This is a genomic window from Sulfitobacter mediterraneus (assembly GCF_016801775.1).
Lineage (GTDB): Bacteria > Pseudomonadota > Alphaproteobacteria > Rhodobacterales > Rhodobacteraceae > Sulfitobacter > Sulfitobacter mediterraneus_A.
Map to the genome: position 1 here is coordinate 377,033 of NZ_CP069004.1, position 14,965 is coordinate 391,997.

17 protein-coding genes are annotated in these 14,965 nt (G+C 59.6%); 13 read left to right on the forward strand and 4 right to left on the reverse strand.

The features are described from left to right. Positions 1-192 precede the first annotated feature (192 nt). The 7 genes from JNX03_RS01775 (at position 193) to JNX03_RS01805 (ending at position 6,410) form a co-directional block, all read left to right on the forward strand. The gene (locus tag JNX03_RS01775; protein WP_203210761.1) at positions 193-1,206 is read left to right on the forward strand and encodes a C4-dicarboxylate TRAP transporter substrate-binding protein; all 1,014 of its coding nucleotides are present in this window, start codon (positions 193-195) and stop codon (positions 1,204-1,206) included. Positions 1,207-1,296: 90 nt separating this feature from the next. Next, positions 1,297-1,926 carry a TRAP transporter small permease subunit gene (locus JNX03_RS01780; protein ID WP_203210762.1) on the forward strand — a complete coding sequence of 210 codons (630 nt, stop codon included), beginning with the start codon at positions 1,297-1,299 and terminating at the stop codon, positions 1,924-1,926. Further along, complete coding sequence (locus tag JNX03_RS01785; protein ID WP_203210763.1) at positions 1,926-3,326, forward strand: TRAP transporter large permease; 1,401 nt, start codon at positions 1,926-1,928, stop codon at positions 3,324-3,326. The genes JNX03_RS01780 and JNX03_RS01785 overlap by 1 nt, the downstream gene beginning before the upstream one ends. 117 nt (positions 3,327-3,443) lie before the next feature. Next, positions 3,444-4,460 carry a tRNA dihydrouridine(20/20a) synthase DusA gene (gene dusA / locus JNX03_RS01790; RefSeq protein ID WP_203210764.1) on the forward strand — a complete coding sequence of 339 codons (1,017 nt, stop codon included), beginning with the start codon at positions 3,444-3,446 and terminating at the stop codon, positions 4,458-4,460. A 29-nt stretch (positions 4,461-4,489) separates the two neighbouring features. Further along, positions 4,490-5,311, forward strand: coding sequence for a sulfite exporter TauE/SafE family protein (locus JNX03_RS01795; protein ID WP_203210765.1), 822 nt, complete (start codon positions 4,490-4,492; stop codon positions 5,309-5,311). Beyond that, the gene (locus JNX03_RS01800) at positions 5,305-6,054 is read left to right on the forward strand and encodes a hypothetical protein (RefSeq protein WP_231024121.1); all 750 of its coding nucleotides are present in this window, start codon (positions 5,305-5,307) and stop codon (positions 6,052-6,054) included. Before JNX03_RS01795 ends, JNX03_RS01800 begins: the two co-directional genes overlap by 7 nt. 119 nt (positions 6,055-6,173) lie before the next feature. Beyond that, positions 6,174-6,410 (forward strand): hypothetical protein, encoded by a 237-nt coding sequence (locus JNX03_RS01805; RefSeq protein WP_203210766.1) that lies wholly within the window; start codon positions 6,174-6,176, stop codon positions 6,408-6,410. Positions 6,411-6,424: 14 nt separating this feature from the next. Here the strand turns inward: JNX03_RS01805 and JNX03_RS01810 are convergent, their stop codons facing one another. Genes JNX03_RS01810 through ccmI form a run of 3 tightly spaced genes read right to left on the reverse strand, consistent with a single transcriptional unit; the run spans position 6,425 to position 8,366 of the window. After that, complete coding sequence (locus tag JNX03_RS01810) at positions 6,425-6,658, reverse strand: DUF1289 domain-containing protein (RefSeq protein ID WP_025048683.1); 234 nt, start codon at positions 6,656-6,658, stop codon at positions 6,425-6,427. Continuing rightward, on the reverse strand, positions 6,655-7,140 hold the full coding sequence (gene ruvX, locus JNX03_RS01815) for a Holliday junction resolvase RuvX (RefSeq protein WP_203210767.1): 486 nt from the start codon (positions 7,138-7,140) through the stop codon (positions 6,655-6,657). Before ruvX ends, JNX03_RS01810 begins: the two co-directional genes overlap by 4 nt. Further along, positions 7,137-8,366, reverse strand: coding sequence for a c-type cytochrome biogenesis protein CcmI (ccmI, locus tag JNX03_RS01820; RefSeq protein ID WP_203210768.1), 1,230 nt, complete (start codon positions 8,364-8,366; stop codon positions 7,137-7,139). Before ccmI ends, ruvX begins: the two co-directional genes overlap by 4 nt. Before the next feature lie 264 nt (positions 8,367-8,630). Here ccmI and JNX03_RS01825 point away from each other — a divergent pair, with 264 nt between their 5' ends. The 3 genes from JNX03_RS01825 (at position 8,631) to JNX03_RS01835 (ending at position 10,572) form a co-directional block, all read left to right on the forward strand. Continuing rightward, positions 8,631-9,875 (forward strand): sarcosine oxidase subunit beta family protein, encoded by a 1,245-nt coding sequence (locus tag JNX03_RS01825; RefSeq protein ID WP_203210769.1) that lies wholly within the window; start codon positions 8,631-8,633, stop codon positions 9,873-9,875. A 103-nt stretch (positions 9,876-9,978) separates the two neighbouring features. Beyond that, a complete protein-coding gene (locus tag JNX03_RS01830; RefSeq protein WP_203210770.1) occupies positions 9,979-10,224 on the forward strand; it encodes a hypothetical protein in 246 nt (81 codons plus the stop codon). A 192-nt stretch (positions 10,225-10,416) separates the two neighbouring features. Beyond that, positions 10,417-10,572 carry a hypothetical protein gene (locus tag JNX03_RS01835; protein WP_156026898.1) on the forward strand — a complete coding sequence of 52 codons (156 nt, stop codon included), beginning with the start codon at positions 10,417-10,419 and terminating at the stop codon, positions 10,570-10,572. Positions 10,573-10,654: 82 nt separating this feature from the next. Here JNX03_RS01835 and JNX03_RS01840 read toward each other — a convergent pair whose 3' ends face one another. Then, complete coding sequence (locus JNX03_RS01840) at positions 10,655-10,843, reverse strand: hypothetical protein (RefSeq protein WP_203210771.1); 189 nt, start codon at positions 10,841-10,843, stop codon at positions 10,655-10,657. 50 nt (positions 10,844-10,893) lie between these two features. Here JNX03_RS01840 and JNX03_RS01845 point away from each other — a divergent pair, with 50 nt between their 5' ends. From JNX03_RS01845 to JNX03_RS01855, 3 genes are read left to right on the forward strand one after another with little or no spacing between them, the layout of a single operon-like run. Beyond that, positions 10,894-11,223: a sarcosine oxidase subunit delta gene (locus JNX03_RS01845; protein WP_203210772.1), complete on the forward strand. Its 330-nt coding sequence runs from the start codon at positions 10,894-10,896 to the stop codon at positions 11,221-11,223. Between the two features lie 58 nt (positions 11,224-11,281). Next, positions 11,282-14,299 (forward strand): sarcosine oxidase subunit alpha family protein, encoded by a 3,018-nt coding sequence (locus JNX03_RS01850; protein ID WP_203210773.1) that lies wholly within the window; start codon positions 11,282-11,284, stop codon positions 14,297-14,299. Beyond that, the gene (locus tag JNX03_RS01855) at positions 14,292-14,861 is read left to right on the forward strand and encodes a sarcosine oxidase subunit gamma (RefSeq protein ID WP_203210774.1); all 570 of its coding nucleotides are present in this window, start codon (positions 14,292-14,294) and stop codon (positions 14,859-14,861) included. The genes JNX03_RS01850 and JNX03_RS01855 overlap by 8 nt, the downstream gene beginning before the upstream one ends. The last annotated feature ends 104 nt before the right edge of the window (positions 14,862-14,965 follow it).

Genomic DNA, 14,965 nt, shown 5'->3' on the forward strand with positions numbered 1-14,965 from the left:
GGCGCATCATTTTACAGACAATCGGGCAGATCCTGATTGGCTGCGCGACGCTTGGCTTGTCGGGCAAATGCAAGGTGCGGCGTGGGGCGCCCAAATCTTGTTCAGCGATCGGGCTTGGCAGTCGGGTCTTGGCGGGCTAGCCTTGACCCCAAGCGCACGAAAGTGTTGCGCGTATTAATGGGAGAGACATCAATGACCAAATATTTGAGCGGTGCAGCTGCCTGCGCCCTGAGCCTTGCCTTTGTCACCGAAGCGGCCGCGACCGAATGGAACGTGTCGGTCTGGGGCAAACGTCGCGCCTTTACAGAACATGTTGAAAAACTTGCTGAACTGGTTTCGGAAAAAACCGGCGGCGAGTTCACCATGAACGTCAGCTATGGCGGGCTGAGCAAGAACCGCGAGAACCTTGACGGGATTTCCATCGGCGCGTTCGAGATGGCGCAGTTCTGTGCCGGCTATCACCGCGACAAGAACCGGGTTGTGACCGTGCTGGAACTGCCGTTCCTCGGCGTTGAAAATCTGGAGCAGGAAGTGGCGGTCTCCAAGGCGGTTTACGCGCATCCCGCGGCCACCGATGAGATGGCGCAATGGAATGCCAAGCTGCTGATGACCTCGCCAATGCCGCAATACAATCTGGTGGGCACAGGCGATCCGCGCACCACACTGGCCGACTTCGAGGGCATGCGTGTGCGTGCCACCGGCGGGTTGGGCAAAGCGTTTGAAGCAGTGGGCGGTGTGCCGACATCCGTGACCGCGACCGAAGCCTATCAAGCGATGGAATCCGGGGTGGTGGACACCGTTGCCTTCGCACAGCACGCTCACCTCAGCTTTGGCACCATCAACCAGGCCGATTGGTGGACCGCGAACCTGAACCCCGGCACCGTGAACTGCCCTGTGGTGGTGAACATCGACGCCTACGAATCCCTGTCTGACAAAGAGCGCGAGGCGCTGGACAGCTCGGTTGACGAGGCGCTGGATCACTATCTGGCCAACTACGCCGCATTGCTTGAAAAATGGGACAGCGTGCTGGCCGAAAAAGGCGTGCAAAAAGTTGAGATCGCCCCTGAGGTGATCGCAGAGTTCCGCGCCAAGGCGGCCGATCCGATCCGCGATGCTTGGATCAAAGACATGGAAGCGCAAGGCCTGCCGGGTCAGGAGCTTTATGACCTGGTTGTGAAAACACTGGCCGAGGCCAAAGGCAGCTAAGCCTTTCGGGGCGGGAGTATTCCCGCCCCAAAGCTACATAGGTAGGGCGGGGTCCACCCCGTCTTGCCCTCCCATAAAAGGACGACGCATATGGCTGGATCTGCCGCAGTGCTGGAAGATTCCAGTATACTCAGCAAACTTGACCGGGCCTTGCTTCCCATCGAACGGTTCTGTGCCTTGCTCAGTGGATTGGCGATCTTTTCGCTGATGTTTCTGGCGGCCTATTCCGTCACGGGCCGCAAGTTTTTTGCCTCTCCCTTGGCGGGATATGTCGACTATATCGAAGCGGCAATGCCGATCATTGCGATCATGGGCGTGTCCTATGTACAGCGCGACGGCACCCATATCCGCATGGATATGCTGGTCGGGGCGCTCAAGGGGCGGCTTTTATGGCTGTTTGAGCTGATCTCGGTGTTGTTGATGCTTTTGCTGATTGTGGCCCTGACATGGGGCGCCTGGGAACATTTCGACCGTTCCTTTGACTGCGCGCGCCCCCTGTGCAGCCGCGACAGCTCCATTGATATCGGTATCCCGATCTGGCCGAGCAAACTGGTGGTCCCGGTCGCGTTTTTTGTGCTCAGCCTGCGATTGTTGTTGCAGGCGTGGGGCTATGGACGTGCCCTCGTTCTGGGGTTGGAGAACCCCGTGGCGGTGCCGTTGAACCTGACGGTGGCAGAACAGGCCATGCATGAGGCAGAGATGCTGGAAGGGGCCGACTGATGGAACCCATTGAAATTGGCCTATGGGTCTCGGGCGGGATGCTGCTTTTGGTTGTGCTGGGCATGCGTGTGGCCTTTGCCGCCGGTATGGCGGGCTTTGTCGGGCTGGTCTGGCTGCGCTGGAACGGGTTCGATTATGATCCGGATCGGTTTGGCAAGGCATTGGAAATCAGCGTCAAAATCGCCGGATTGACACCCCATTCCAAGGTCAGCGCACAGGTGCTGTCGCTGATCCCGGTGTTTATCATGATCGGCTATCTTGCCTATTATGCAAAACTCACCACGGCCCTGTTCGAGGCCTGCAAACGCTGGTTTGCCTGGGTGCCAGGCGGGCTGGCGGTCTCAACCGTATTTGCCACCGCCGGGTTTGCCGCAGTGTCGGGCGCATCCGTGGCCACGGCGGCAGTCTTTGCCCGCATCGCCATCCCGGAAATGCTCAAGATCGGCTACAACAAACAATTCGCCGCTGGCGTTGTGGCGGCGGGCGGCACTCTGGCCTCGCTCATCCCGCCATCGGCCATTCTGGTGATCTATGCGATCATCGTGGAGCAGGACGTGGGCAAACTGCTGCTGGCCGGGTTCATCCCCGGTGCGTTCTCCGCCGTGGTCTATGCGATGCTGATCATTGGCATCGCGGTCATCTTCAAATCTGTCGGACCGCCGGTCAGCGGCTTTACCTGGCGCGAGCGCTTTGCGTCCCTGCCGCCCGCGCTGCCGATTGTGGCGGTGGTCGTGATCATCATCTTCTTTGTCTACAACCCCTTTGGCGATGCTTGGGGCACCCCCACCGAAGGCGGCGCAGTGGGCGCATTCATCATCTTCCTGATGGCGCTTTATCGGGGCATGCGCTGGGGACAGCTGAAAGAAGCGCTGCTGGAAACAGCCAAGCTGACAGTGATGATTTTCACCATCATCTGGGGCGTTCTGATCTATGTGCGGTTCTTGGGCTTTGCCGAATTGCCCGATGCCTTTGCCGATTGGATCACCTCGCTGGAAATGTCGCCACTGGTGATCTTGGTCTGTATCCTTTTGGCCTATGCGGTACTGGGCATGTTCATGGATGCGATTGGGATGCTGCTGCTGACATTGCCTGTAGTCTATCCGGCGGTGATGGCCCTGAACGGCGGTGAGGCGGTTGCGGCGGCAGACAGTGCCTTTGGCATGTCCGGTCCGATGTGCGCAATCTGGTTCGGGATACTGGTGGTCAAAATGGCAGAGTTCTGCCTGATCACACCGCCCATAGGCCTCAACTGTTTCGTGGTTGCCGGCGTGCGTGATGATCTGACGGTTCAAGATGTGTTCCGTGGCGTGATGCCGTTCTTCGTCGCCGATGCCGTGACAATCGCCTTGCTGGTGGCCTTTCCGGGGATCGTCCTGTGGCTGCCCTCGCTGGTGAGCTGATCGTCTGACGCGGAGGCTTTGGCGGGGCAATACCTCTCAGCGGCAGGGCGGCTCTATTGTTGCCCTGCCCAATTTGTTCTAATCCACGGGCTGACCCGACCCAAGCACAGAGCGCCCATGCAACATCTGTCCAACACCCTCGACTGGCACGCCCGCCTGTCCGTCGCACCGATGATGGATTGGACCGACCGTCATTGCCGGTACCTGCACCGATTGCTGAGCCGGAATACGCTGCTGTACACCGAAATGGTCACTTCGCCCGCATTGGTGCGGGGCGGGGCGCTCCATCTGTTGGACTTTGACGCCTCTGAACATCCCGTGGCCCTGCAACTGGGCGGATCGGATCCAGCTGAGCTGGCAGAGGCGGCGCGGCTGGGAGCAGAGGCTGGATATGACGAGATCAACCTCAATGTGGGTTGCCCGTCGGACCGGGTACAATCGGGGCTCTTTGGTGCGGTGCTGATGGAGAACCCTGCGCTTGTGGCCCGCTGTGTGTCGGCCATGCGGGCGGCGGTGGATGTGGATGTGACCGTGAAATGCCGGATTGGCGTGGACGATCAAGACCCCGAAGAGATCTTGCCGGAGTTTCTTGCAAGGGTCATTGCAACAGGCTGTACCCGCGTCAGTATCCATGCCCGCAAAGCCTGGCTTCAGGGTCTGTCACCCAAGGAAAACCGCGACATCCCGCCGCTGGATTATCCGCTGGTCCACCGTATGAAAGAGCTGTTTCCAAATCTGCATATTTCGGTCAACGGCGGGATCACTTCGCTTGAGGAGGCGGAGGCGTTTCTGGACGCTGGGTTGGACGGGGTGATGATCGGGCGCAGCGCCTACCACAGCCCGGCCGATATTCTGTGCCAGGCTGATCGGCGGATTTATGGCGATGGTGCCGACACAACGCCCGAAGAGGCCGTACGGGCCATGGTGCCCTATATCGAGGCGCATCTGGACAGCGGCGGGCGTTTGCATCAGATCACCCGCCACATGCTGGGCCTCTTTGCAGGGCGTCCCGGCGCACGTATCTGGCGGCGGACGCTGTCCGAAGGTGTCAGCAAACCGGGGGCCGATGTGTCACTGGTGCTCGAAGCGCTGGAGCAGATCGAGACACTGGCACAGACCCGCGAAGCGGTGTAGCAAAACCAAGACCCTGAGGGAGAGTGCAAATGCCGGAGACCGCTTTGCTGTTACAGATGGCCCTGATGTTGATGGCCATCGGCGCCTTTGCCGGGGTGTTGGCCGGATTGCTCGGCGTGGGCGGTGGCATCGTCTTGGTCCCTGCATTTTTCTATGCGTTTCAAACCCTTGGCTATGATGGCCCGCAATTGATGCAAATGTGCCTCGCGACATCTTTGGCGACGATCATCGTTACTTCCTTACGGTCCGTGCACAGCCACAACAAAAAGGGCGCGGTGGATTGGCAGATCCTGCGGAGCTGGGCACCGGGGATTGTGATCGGCGCAATCATCGGCATGCTATTGGTGGCACAGCTGAGGTCCGGCACCTTGCAGGCGATCTTTGGTGCTCTGGCCTTGATCGTGGGCCTCTACATGGGCTTTGGTCGCGCCGAATGGCGGCTGGGGCAAGCGATGCCCACGGGTGGTTTGCGGGCGTTTCTGTCCCCCAGTGTCGGGTTTCTATCGGTCCTGATGGGCATTGGTGGCGGCAGTTTTGGCGTGCCGCTGATGAGCCTGTTTAACACGCCCATCCACCGCGCTGTGGCCACCGCCGCCGGATTTGGCGTGCTGATCGCGGTGCCCTCGGTGATCGGTTTCCTGTTCGTGGATATGCAGTCGGGCAAGCCGCCGCTGACCCTTGGCGCGGTCAATCTGGTGGCCTTTGCAATCATCATTGCGATGACCCTGATCACCGCACCCTTGGGGGTGAGACTGGCCCATGCGATGGACCCAAAACCGCTCAAACGGGTGTTTGCGGTGTTTCTGGTGCTGGTGGCCATCAATATGTTGCGCAAGGCGCTGGGGTGGTAAGGGATCTGCGGAGCAAAGGCTTTGCCGTCTTTGAACCGGATGACGCGACCCGAAACTGGGCGCAGGCCGCGTGGCAAGTGGCCAAGGCGGTTGCCGCTGATCCGAAGGTGCAGGAGGTCAATCTGCGCCATGGCAAGACATGGTTTGTCGGGGTGGATGTCTTGCCCAATGCGCCGGATGGATCGGTTTCCGGCGTGCCCCTGACGGGTCCATGGCAAGATCATATTGCGCCGCCCGCAGAATGGCACCGCGCCCAGCTCTCTATTGTTTATCCCGGCTATCCCAAAAGGGATGCCGATGAAGGTGATGGCAACCACCGATACCGCGTGACCCGCTTTGCCGCGCATGTGGATGGCTTGTTGGCCATAGGGCCAGATCGCCGCCGGTATATGCAGGAACCGCACGGGTTTATTCTTGGTCTGCCCCTGAACCAAAGCGATGCTGCGCCGCTGATGGTCTGGCCCGGAAGTCATAAGATCATGGGGCAGGCATTTCGGGCAGAAATCGGCAAACGCGATCCGAAGACTGTCGATATTACAGACGCTTATCATGCGGCCCGCCGCGCGGTCTTTGGCAGTATCACCCCCACGCCGGTGCGGGCCGCGCCGGGGCAATCGATCTTGCTGCATCGGCATTTGCTGCACGGTGTCGGCCCATGGGGGTCGCAGGATATTGCACCGCCCGAAGGCCGGATGATTGCCTATTTCAGACCTGAAATTGCACCCGTAGACTGGCTTTCGTAGGATAATTCCACCCGCCAAAGTAGAATTTTTACCCACAATCACCTTGGGGTCGCCACAATGTTGCCATTTCGGAAACGATAATGGCCAGTGTCGAAACAATGCTATTGAGGCATAACGCTATGAAAATCATTCTGACAGGACCGCAGGGCAATCTGGCATATTACGCCCGGCAAACACCGCGCAGAACCAAACGTGCGTTTGGCTTTCAGGGACGGTTCAAGCATCAGCAAGCGCTTGGTTTTGCCCGGCTTCCGGCATTTGGTGCCAATGGCAATCACGCGCCTACAGGGTATGAGGGTGCCGTGACGTCAAATCTGGCTTTGGAACTGCTGTTCAACATCGCTGGCAAGCGCTGAACTACCTGAATCGACTACCGCCGCGCCATCCGCGCTGCGCGCCCGCCGCGCCGTTTGCCAAATGCACCGGCCCGCGACGGCAATTCCGCCATGACCTCGCGCCGCTCTTCGGGGCTCATGCGTGACCAACGGCCAATCTCATCAATTGATCGCAAACAACCGGTGCACAGCCGCGCCTCGGGATGCACCACGCAGATCTTGATGCAGGGGCTTTCGACCTCGTCGCGCTTCCAGATCTCGTCTGTCATTCCTGATCTCCCTGCCGCCGTATCACTGCCATCCGGTCCAGCACCCCCTGAAGAATATACCCGGCCGCGACATGGTCGATCACCTCTGCGCGACGTTTGCGTGTCGTATCTGCCTCAAGCAAGGCGCGTTCGGCGGCTACAGTGGACAGACGCTCATCCCAGAATGTGATCGGCAAGGGGGCCAGCTTGTCAAAGTTGCGGGCAAAGGCGCGTGTGGATTGGCATCGCGGCCCTTCGGAGCCATCCATATTACGCGGCAGGCCCAGCACCAGACCGCCAATGCGCCGGTCGTTGATGATCTCGGTCAGGCGCGCCGCATCCAGACCGAATTTCTTGCGCCGAACCGTTTCCAGCGGGGAGGCAACGCTGTGAAAGCTGTCACTGACCGCAACGCCGATGGTCTTTTCTCCAAGATCAAGACCGATCAGCGCCTGCATCGGGGGCAGGGCGGCAACAAAATCGGTGATGTCTTCGTAGATCATTCCGCCACCCCGGCCTGGCTGCCTGCGTTTCGGATGATGTCCAACGCGCCGGGGTTGCCGGCAAAGACCTGCATGGCGTTGTTGAAGATTGCCAGTGCCTGTTCGCTTTGTCCCAATACACCCAGCGATGTGATCAGCCGCGCCCAGTCTTCGGGCGGCCCGCCTTCGGTGGCCAATCTGTCGGACAGACCCGCCACCATGCCGCCGATCATCTCCATGCGTTCAGCGGCGGTCATTTCTCCGGCGGCTTTGATATCTTCGGCGGAGGGGCCTTTGGCCGCACCGTTGCCGATTGCGGGCAGGCTATAGCGGGTTTCACCGGCAAGCGCGGCAACCTCCATGATCTGGCCCTTGATCGGTTCTATCCATGGGGCATCAGCCGGGCCGCGCCGCAACAAGGCATTCCAGATGCGGAAAGAAATATCGGGACGGCCATTCTGCACCATCATCAGCCCGACGTAATACTGCGCACGCCCGTCTTCGGGATCGGCATCCAGTGCAGCGCTGAGCGCCTGTTCCGCCTCGGGCGACACATATCCCCCCGCCGCCATCACCATCAGTTCGGCAAAATCAGTGATCTCGCTGGCGGTCGCGTCTGTGCCCTTTATCTGCAGGACACGGCGCTGTGCCTCGGCGGCCCCGGCGAAATTGCCAATGCTAGCCTCGTTCTGGGCCAGCAATTGTTGCCCTTGCAAATCATCAGGCCGCTGCGCCACGGTTTCGCGCAGCTTTTCCATCAGCTCTACGTAACGCGGGCTGAGATCTTGCGCCGGGGGCAGGGGCGGCATCCGGTCCAGCGCCTCTTGCTGGCCGGGGCGGGTTTTGCGCATTTCTTCGGCAAAGGCGATCCGGTCGGCCAGCGCCAGATCACCATAGCCCGGTTGCCCGATGCGGAAATACAGCGCCAGACTGCCTGCAACCACCAACAGCGCCACCAATGCGATCACCACAGGTTTTGGCCCCGTGCCCGCTGCTGCGCCCGATTGCAGCGCCGTGTCGGCGGCCAGAATACGGCGTGAAATCTCTGTTTTGATGCGGCCCGCGTCCTCGGCGGGCACAACCCCGCGTGCGACGTCCCGCTCCACCTCGGCCAGTTGGTCGCGGTACACCTGCATGTCAAAGCTGGCCGCATCTGCGACGTCGCCGCCGTCATTTCGGATCAGCGCCCGGATCAACAAAAGCGAAACAACAGCCGTCATGGCCAAGGTGATGATCCAGAATGTCATGTGTCGCCCTGCTAGATTCTCTGCCTCACACACCTAATCAATGGGACCGCATGAAAAAAGGGGACAATTCGCCCTCCCGGCCCACGCAGAGTGCCGCGCGATTTCTCAATCCACATCCATGTCGCAAATCCGTCAAGGAATGCCGTGGTGAGTATCCTTTTTTCTGGGTATATCTTCAGAACAGAAACAGCCGTCCTAGACGGCATCGAATCTTATTCCGTGGCCCAATCTAGGGGTGCCGGTTCCCTGTCGGAGAAGACCGCAATGAAAAAATACTCCGTTTTTGCCGTGGCCCGCGAGGCAATGCGCCATCACACTGGTTGGAACCGCGCATGGCGCGATGCGCAACCCAAGAAACGTTACGATGTGATCATAATCGGTGCGGGCGGGCATGGTCTTGCAACCGCCTATTACTTGGGCAAGAACTTTGGCATCACCAATGTCGCAATCCTGGAAAAAGGCTGGCTGGGTGGTGGCAATACCGGCCGTAACACCACGATCATCCGGTCAAACTACCTGCAAGATCCCTCGGCAGCGATCTACGAAAAGGCCCGGTCCCTTTACGAGACCATGAGCCAGGATCTGAACTACAACGTGATGTTCTCACCGCGCGGCGTGATCATGCTGGCGCAAACCGAACATGAGGTGCGCGGCTACAAGCGGACCGCCCATGCCAATATGCTGCAAGGGGTGACCACCGAATTCATCGGCCCTGAAAAGGTCAAGGAACTGGTGCCGATCATCAATCTGGATGGCCCGCGCTATCCGGTTCTGGGCGGCCTGTGGCAGGCACGCGGCGGCACAGCGCGGCACGATGCGGTGGCCTGGGGTTATGCACGGGCCTGTTCCGACATGGGCATGGACGTGATCCAGAAATGCGAAGTCACCGGCATCCGGCAGGAGAACGGCAAGGTTGTGGGGGTCAGCACCAACCGCGGCGATATCGACTGTGACAAGCTGGGCATGGTGGTTGCAGGGCATTCGGGCCATCTGGCCGATATGGCCGGTTTCCGTCTGCCAATCGAATCTGTTGCGCTTCAGGCGCTGGTGTCAGAGCCGATCAAACCCTGCATGGACGTGGTTGTGATGGCCAATACCGTGCACGGGTATATGTCGCAATCTGACAAGGGCGAAATGGTCATCGGTGGCGGTACCGACGGCTATAACAATTACACCCAGCGCGGCAGTTTCCACCACATCGAAGAAACCGTGCGGGCCTTGGTCGAGACCTTTCCGATGGTGTCGCGCCTCAAGATGCTGCGCCAATGGGGCGGCATCGTGGATGTAACCGGTGACCGCTCGCCGATCCTCAGCAAAACGCCCGTCGAGGGCATTTTCATCAACAGCGGCTGGGGCACCGGCGGGTTCAAGGCGATCCCCGGATCTGGCTGGGGTTTTGCCGAATTGATGGCCAAGGGCCATTCGCCGCTGACCGACGCCTTTGGTCTGAACCGCTTCCAAGAAGGCCGGTTCATTGATGAAAGCGTTGCAGCGGGCGTGGCGCACTGATGAACCTATCCTGTTCATATCAGGACCAAATGTCGGCGCTGCGGAACCTTTCCGCAGGGCGGGGCGTTGTTGTTGCGATATCCAGATCAAAAGGAGACGCACAATGGCACACCCCGATCACACCGTTTCGGAACGCACAACCACAACAACCACCACAAACACCGGTGGCGCAGGCATGGGCTTTGTCCTTGGTGCCGTCGTCGTGGTCGTCGCGGTCCTGGCTTATGTTGTCTTTGCGAGCGGCGAAAGCAGCGGCGCGGATGACGTCAACATCACCATCGAAGGGGCAGGCGACGCCGTTCAAGGCGCAGCCGAAGCCGTCGAAGGGGCCGCAACAGCCTCGGAATGATTTGTCATTCCTTAAGGGTTTTATGAAATGGATCAGTCCCGCAGCTGGGGCTGATCAACCTGTTCACGATGCGTCGTTTTTCGCCAAAACCGCGTCGGCCAATCCCAGCCAAATATCAAACGGCAAGCAGCAAAAGCTTGCGTTAAATGCGCATGATGGCATCCTTGATGCATCAGCACAGGAGATTGAACCATGGCTGGAGAGACCATTCACAACGGCGGAACCAAACGCGGAGTTATCATCGCGCTTGTCGTTCTTGGGGTCTTTGTCGCGGGCATCGCAATGCTCGGCAACGGCTCTGCGCCCAGCGGCACCTCCTCAGGCACGGCAGCGTCAGACAGCAACTGACGCTCGGCTCGGCCCGACAGTAACACCCGCGCCAGCCCGGCACGCTGCCCGGCTGCAAGGGGCCGCTTTTGCAAAAATCAGGTCAACGGTGATGCGTATCCGTGCGGATCACGCCGGTGATATGCTCACGCAGGCTTTCGGTGTGCGGATCCGCTTGCCGCGCTTTGTTCAGATCATGCTTGAGCAAGGTTCGCTTGCTGCGCCATTCGTAAATCGCGATGCCGACGCCGGCCAGCGCCACGGCGCCAAGAACAAGATACAAAACAATCATTCCATCAAGATGGGCCTTTCACGCCCAATTCTCAAGCCCGGAGCCGCGCTATGCTGATCCTGACCTGTCCCGTTTGCGGGGTCACCGCAGAAGAAACCGAATTCCATGCTGGCGGCGAGGCGCATCTCAAACGCTTTGGCCCCGGTTCGACGGATGACGAGTTTGAAAACTATCTGTTCATGCGGGCCAACCCCAAGGGCGTGCATTTTGAACGCTGGCGCCACAACAACGGCTGCGGCAAGTGGTTCCATGTCGCCCGTGACACCACCACGCTTGAGGTTTTCACCAGCTATTCGGCGCAAACGGTTTCTCCGCCGCAAGAGGTTCTTGATCTCATCGAAGACCGCCGGCCCGGTTGGTCCAAAGGCAGCGGCGCGTGATGCGCGGCCTGTCATTCGTCCTTTTTTCTGATTTCTCCGCTATCAAGGAGCCCCGCTCATGAGCACAAGACTTGCCACAGGTGGCCGCCTGCTGAACACTGACAAACCGGTCAATTTTTCCTTCAACGGCAAACAGATGCGCGGTTATGAGGGCGATACGCTGGCCTCAGCCTTGTTGGCCAACGACCAGATGTTGATGGGCCGTTCGTTCAAATACCACCGCCCGCGCGGCGTGGTCGCTTCCGGCGCAGAAGAACCCAACGGTCTGGTCAATCTGGGGTCCGAGGGCAAATTTGAGCCGAACCAGCGTGTCACCACCACCGAGATTTTCGAGGGGCTTGAGGCAACCAGCCAGAACCACTGGCCCAGCCTTGAATTTGACGTTGGCGCGATCAACAAGCACCTCAGCCGGTTTTTGCCAGCAGGTTTCTACTACAAGATGTTCATGTACCCTCGCGCCGCGTGGAAACATGTCTACGAGCCGATCATCCGACATTCCGCCGGTCTGGGCAAAGCGCCCAAAAACACCGACGTGGACACCTATGAGCATTTCTATGCCTTCTGTGATGTTCTGGTGATTGGTGGCGGTGTGGCCGGGCTTGAGGCCGCGCGAACCGCCGGCCTCAGTGGTGCCAAGGTGCTGCTTCTGGAACAGACCGAACATTGGGGCGGACGTGCGCCAGTGGATGGCGGTACGGTTGACGGCAAACCCGCCGCGGAATTTGTCGATGACCTGGTTGCAGAATTGCAGGGCATGGAGAATGTGCAGATGCGCAGCCGCACCATGGGGGCAGGGGTTTATGACCACGGTTATGTGCTCGGCTATGAACGCCTGACGGACCACGCGCCACAAAAAGCCGGCCCGCGTCACCGCCTGTGGCGCATCCGCGCCGGTCATGTGATCACCGCAACCGGCGCGATTGAACGCCCGCTCAGCTTTGCGGGCAATGACATTCCCGGCGTGATGCTGGCCGCTGCTGTGCGCGACTATGTGGTCAACTGGGGCGTGTCGATTGGCGATCGCACCGTGGTCGTGACCAACAATGACAATGCCTATCTTACCGCGATTGCGCTAAAACATGCGGGGCTTGATGTGCCCGCGATCCTCGATGCGCGGGTGCTGCCGCAAGACAGCATGCTGATGGCGCAGGCCAAGGCTTTGGGTATACGGGTGATGATGGGCCACGCGATTGCCTCCGTCAAAGGCGGCAAGCGGGTCACAGGCGTGAGCGTTTGTTCGCAAGCGGGCGAAGGCGCTGTGCTGGAAGAGATCGCCTGTGATGCCGTGGCCATGTCTGGCGGCTGGTCTCCGGTGGTGCACCTGTGGTCCCATTGTGGCGGCAAACTGCGCTGGGACACGACGCAGGCCTGCTTTAGCCCCGATCTGGACAACCCGCCTAAAGGCGCAGACGGCATGGGTTTTGTGACCCCGGCAGGCGCGGCATCGGGCATGTTCCCGCTTGATGATGTGCTCTGTGATGCTCATGCGGCGGCCGATGGCGTTGTCACCAGCCTTGGCTTCAAACTGCCCAAGGATGCAGCTGCCCCAAGCGCCGAACGCCGTGAAGAGGCGCCGATGGCCCCTGTATGGCTGATGCCGCAGGGCGCAAACGTCAAACTGCGTGAAAAGACATGGCTTGATTATCAGAACGACGTGAAAGTGTCGGACGTGCGTCTGGCCGCCCAAGAAGGCTTCGTTTCAGTCGAACACGCCAAGCGCTATACCACCTTGGGCATGGCGACGGATCAAGGTAAGCTGAGTAACATCAACGGCTTGGCTACGTTGGCCGGGGCGCTGGACGCGGATATCCCTACGGTTGGCACCACCACGTTCCGCCCGCCCTATCACCCGATTTCGATGGCCTCCATCGGCGGTGAGGCGCGCGGTCCGGTGTTCCAGCCCATCCGCCGCACACCGATGCATGACTGGCACGAGGCCAACGGGGCAGAGTTTGAACCGGTCGGCCAGTGGCGTCGCCCCTATGCCTTCAAACGTGGCAACGAAACCACTCATGACGCGGTCAACCGCGAGGTCAAGAACACCCGGACCAACATGGGCCTGCTCGATGCCTCCACCCTTGGCAAGATCATCGTCAAAGGGCCGGACGCGGGCAAATTCCTCGACATGCTCTACACCAACATGATGTCGACCCTGAAGCCGGGCAAATGCCGCTACGGCCTGATGTGCAGCGAGAACGGTTTTCTGATCGACGATGGCGTGGTTGCGCGGATCGATGAGGATACATGGCTGTGCCACACAACCACCGGCGGCGCGGAAACCATCCATGGTCACATGGAAGAATGGTTGCAAACCGAATGGTGGGATTGGGATGTCTATGTGGCCAATGTGACCGAACAATACGCACAGGTTGCGGTCGTTGGCCCCAACGCCCGCAAATGCCTTGAAAAGCTGGGCGGCACCGATGTCTCGAAAGAGGCGCTTGGCTTTATGGAGTGGGTCGATGGTGAATTGGGCGGTTTCAAATGCCGGATTTACCGGATCTCTTTCTCGGGCGAGCTGTCTTACGAGATCGCCGTGGATGCCAGCCATGGGCAGGCCTTCTGGGATGCGCTGATGGTGGCGGGCAATGATCTGGGCGTGATGCCTTATGGCACCGAATGTCTGCACATTCTGCGCGCTGAAAAGGGCTTTATCATGATCGGGGACGAGACCGACGGCACCGTGATCCCGCAGGATCTGGGCCTGCACTGGGCCTTGTCGAAAAAGAAAGAAGACTATCTGGGCAAACGGGCGCAGGAACGCAGCCATATGGCGGATCCCACCCGGTGGAAGCTGGTTGGCCTTGAAACCACCGATGGCAGCACCTTGCCGGATGGTGCCTATGCGGTGGGCGAAGGCACCAATGCAAACGGCCAGCGCAATATGATCGGGCGGGTCACATCGACCTATCATTCGGCCAATCTGGACCGCGGCATTGCAATGGGTCTGGTGCTCAACGGGCCGGACCGCATGGGCGAGGTCATCGACTTCCCCGGCACCGATGGCAAGACCTACCACGCCCGTATCGTGGACCCTGTATTTTATGACAAAGAAGGGGAGAAGCAGAATGTCTGAGCCCGTCACAGCCCTGAACAATGCCAGCGAAACCAATGGCATCGCCGCGATCCGCGAGTTGGGTCCGCTGGGTATGATCACCCTGCGCGGTGATCTGTCTGCCGCCTATCTGCGCACTCTGACAACCAAGCTGACGGGCGCAAAATTTCCCGATGTGCGGGAATGTCATGTGGATGGCGAGAACGGATTGGCGTGGATGTCACCGGATGAATTGCTGGTCATGTGTCCCTATGCAGAGGCGAACGGTCATGTGGCCCGCATGAGCGAAGCCCTGTCAGGGAAACATGCGTTGGTGGCCAATGTGTCAGACGCCCGCGCGGTGTTTGAAGTCAAAGGCCCCAATGCCCGTGAGGTGATGGCCAAACTGGCCCCCGTGGACCTGACGCCCGCAAGCTTCACCCCCGGCATGTTCCGCCGCAGCCGGATGGCGCAGGTGCCCGCCGCCTTTTGGATGCGCGACGCGGAAACCTTTCAGATCATCTGTTTCCGCTCCGTCGCGCAATACATGTTTGACCTGCTCAAGATCGCGGCGCAGCCGGGGTCGGAAGTGGGGCATTTCTGACAATCAAAATGCCAGTTTCGCGATAGATTTGAAAGTGGGCGGCATTACCAAACGGTAATTTGCCGCCCATTTTCACTTTTGGGTTGTGTCTCAGGTGTACAGTG

What these genes read in the sequence shown, in the direction of transcription:
- JNX03_RS01775 (WP_203210761.1), top strand. Translation starts at nt 193, where the DNA reads ATGACCAAATATTTGAGCGGTGCAGCTGCCTGCGCCCTGAGCCTTGCC.
- JNX03_RS01780 (WP_203210762.1), top strand. Translation starts at nt 1,297, where the DNA reads ATGGCTGGATCTGCCGCAGTGCTGGAAGATTCCAGTATACTCAGCAAA.
- JNX03_RS01785 (WP_203210763.1), top strand. Translation starts at nt 1,926, where the DNA reads ATGGAACCCATTGAAATTGGCCTATGGGTCTCGGGCGGGATGCTGCTT.
- dusA (WP_203210764.1), top strand. Translation starts at nt 3,444, where the DNA reads ATGCAACATCTGTCCAACACCCTCGACTGGCACGCCCGCCTGTCCGTC.
- JNX03_RS01795 (WP_203210765.1), top strand. Translation starts at nt 4,490, where the DNA reads ATGCCGGAGACCGCTTTGCTGTTACAGATGGCCCTGATGTTGATGGCC.
- JNX03_RS01805 (WP_203210766.1), top strand. Translation starts at nt 6,174, where the DNA reads ATGAAAATCATTCTGACAGGACCGCAGGGCAATCTGGCATATTACGCC.
- JNX03_RS01810 (WP_025048683.1), bottom strand. Translation starts at nt 6,658, where the DNA reads ATGACAGACGAGATCTGGAAGCGCGACGAGGTCGAAAGCCCCTGCATC.
- ruvX (WP_203210767.1), bottom strand. Translation starts at nt 7,140, where the DNA reads ATGATCTACGAAGACATCACCGATTTTGTTGCCGCCCTGCCCCCGATG.
- ccmI (WP_203210768.1), bottom strand. Translation starts at nt 8,366, where the DNA reads ATGACATTCTGGATCATCACCTTGGCCATGACGGCTGTTGTTTCGCTT.
- JNX03_RS01825 (WP_203210769.1), top strand. Translation starts at nt 8,631, where the DNA reads ATGAAAAAATACTCCGTTTTTGCCGTGGCCCGCGAGGCAATGCGCCAT.
- JNX03_RS01830 (WP_203210770.1), top strand. Translation starts at nt 9,979, where the DNA reads ATGGCACACCCCGATCACACCGTTTCGGAACGCACAACCACAACAACC.
- JNX03_RS01835 (WP_156026898.1), top strand. Translation starts at nt 10,417, where the DNA reads ATGGCTGGAGAGACCATTCACAACGGCGGAACCAAACGCGGAGTTATC.
- JNX03_RS01840 (WP_203210771.1), bottom strand. Translation starts at nt 10,843, where the DNA reads ATGATTGTTTTGTATCTTGTTCTTGGCGCCGTGGCGCTGGCCGGCGTC.
- JNX03_RS01845 (WP_203210772.1), top strand. Translation starts at nt 10,894, where the DNA reads ATGCTGATCCTGACCTGTCCCGTTTGCGGGGTCACCGCAGAAGAAACC.
- JNX03_RS01850 (WP_203210773.1), top strand. Translation starts at nt 11,282, where the DNA reads ATGAGCACAAGACTTGCCACAGGTGGCCGCCTGCTGAACACTGACAAA.
- JNX03_RS01855 (WP_203210774.1), top strand. Translation starts at nt 14,292, where the DNA reads ATGTCTGAGCCCGTCACAGCCCTGAACAATGCCAGCGAAACCAATGGC.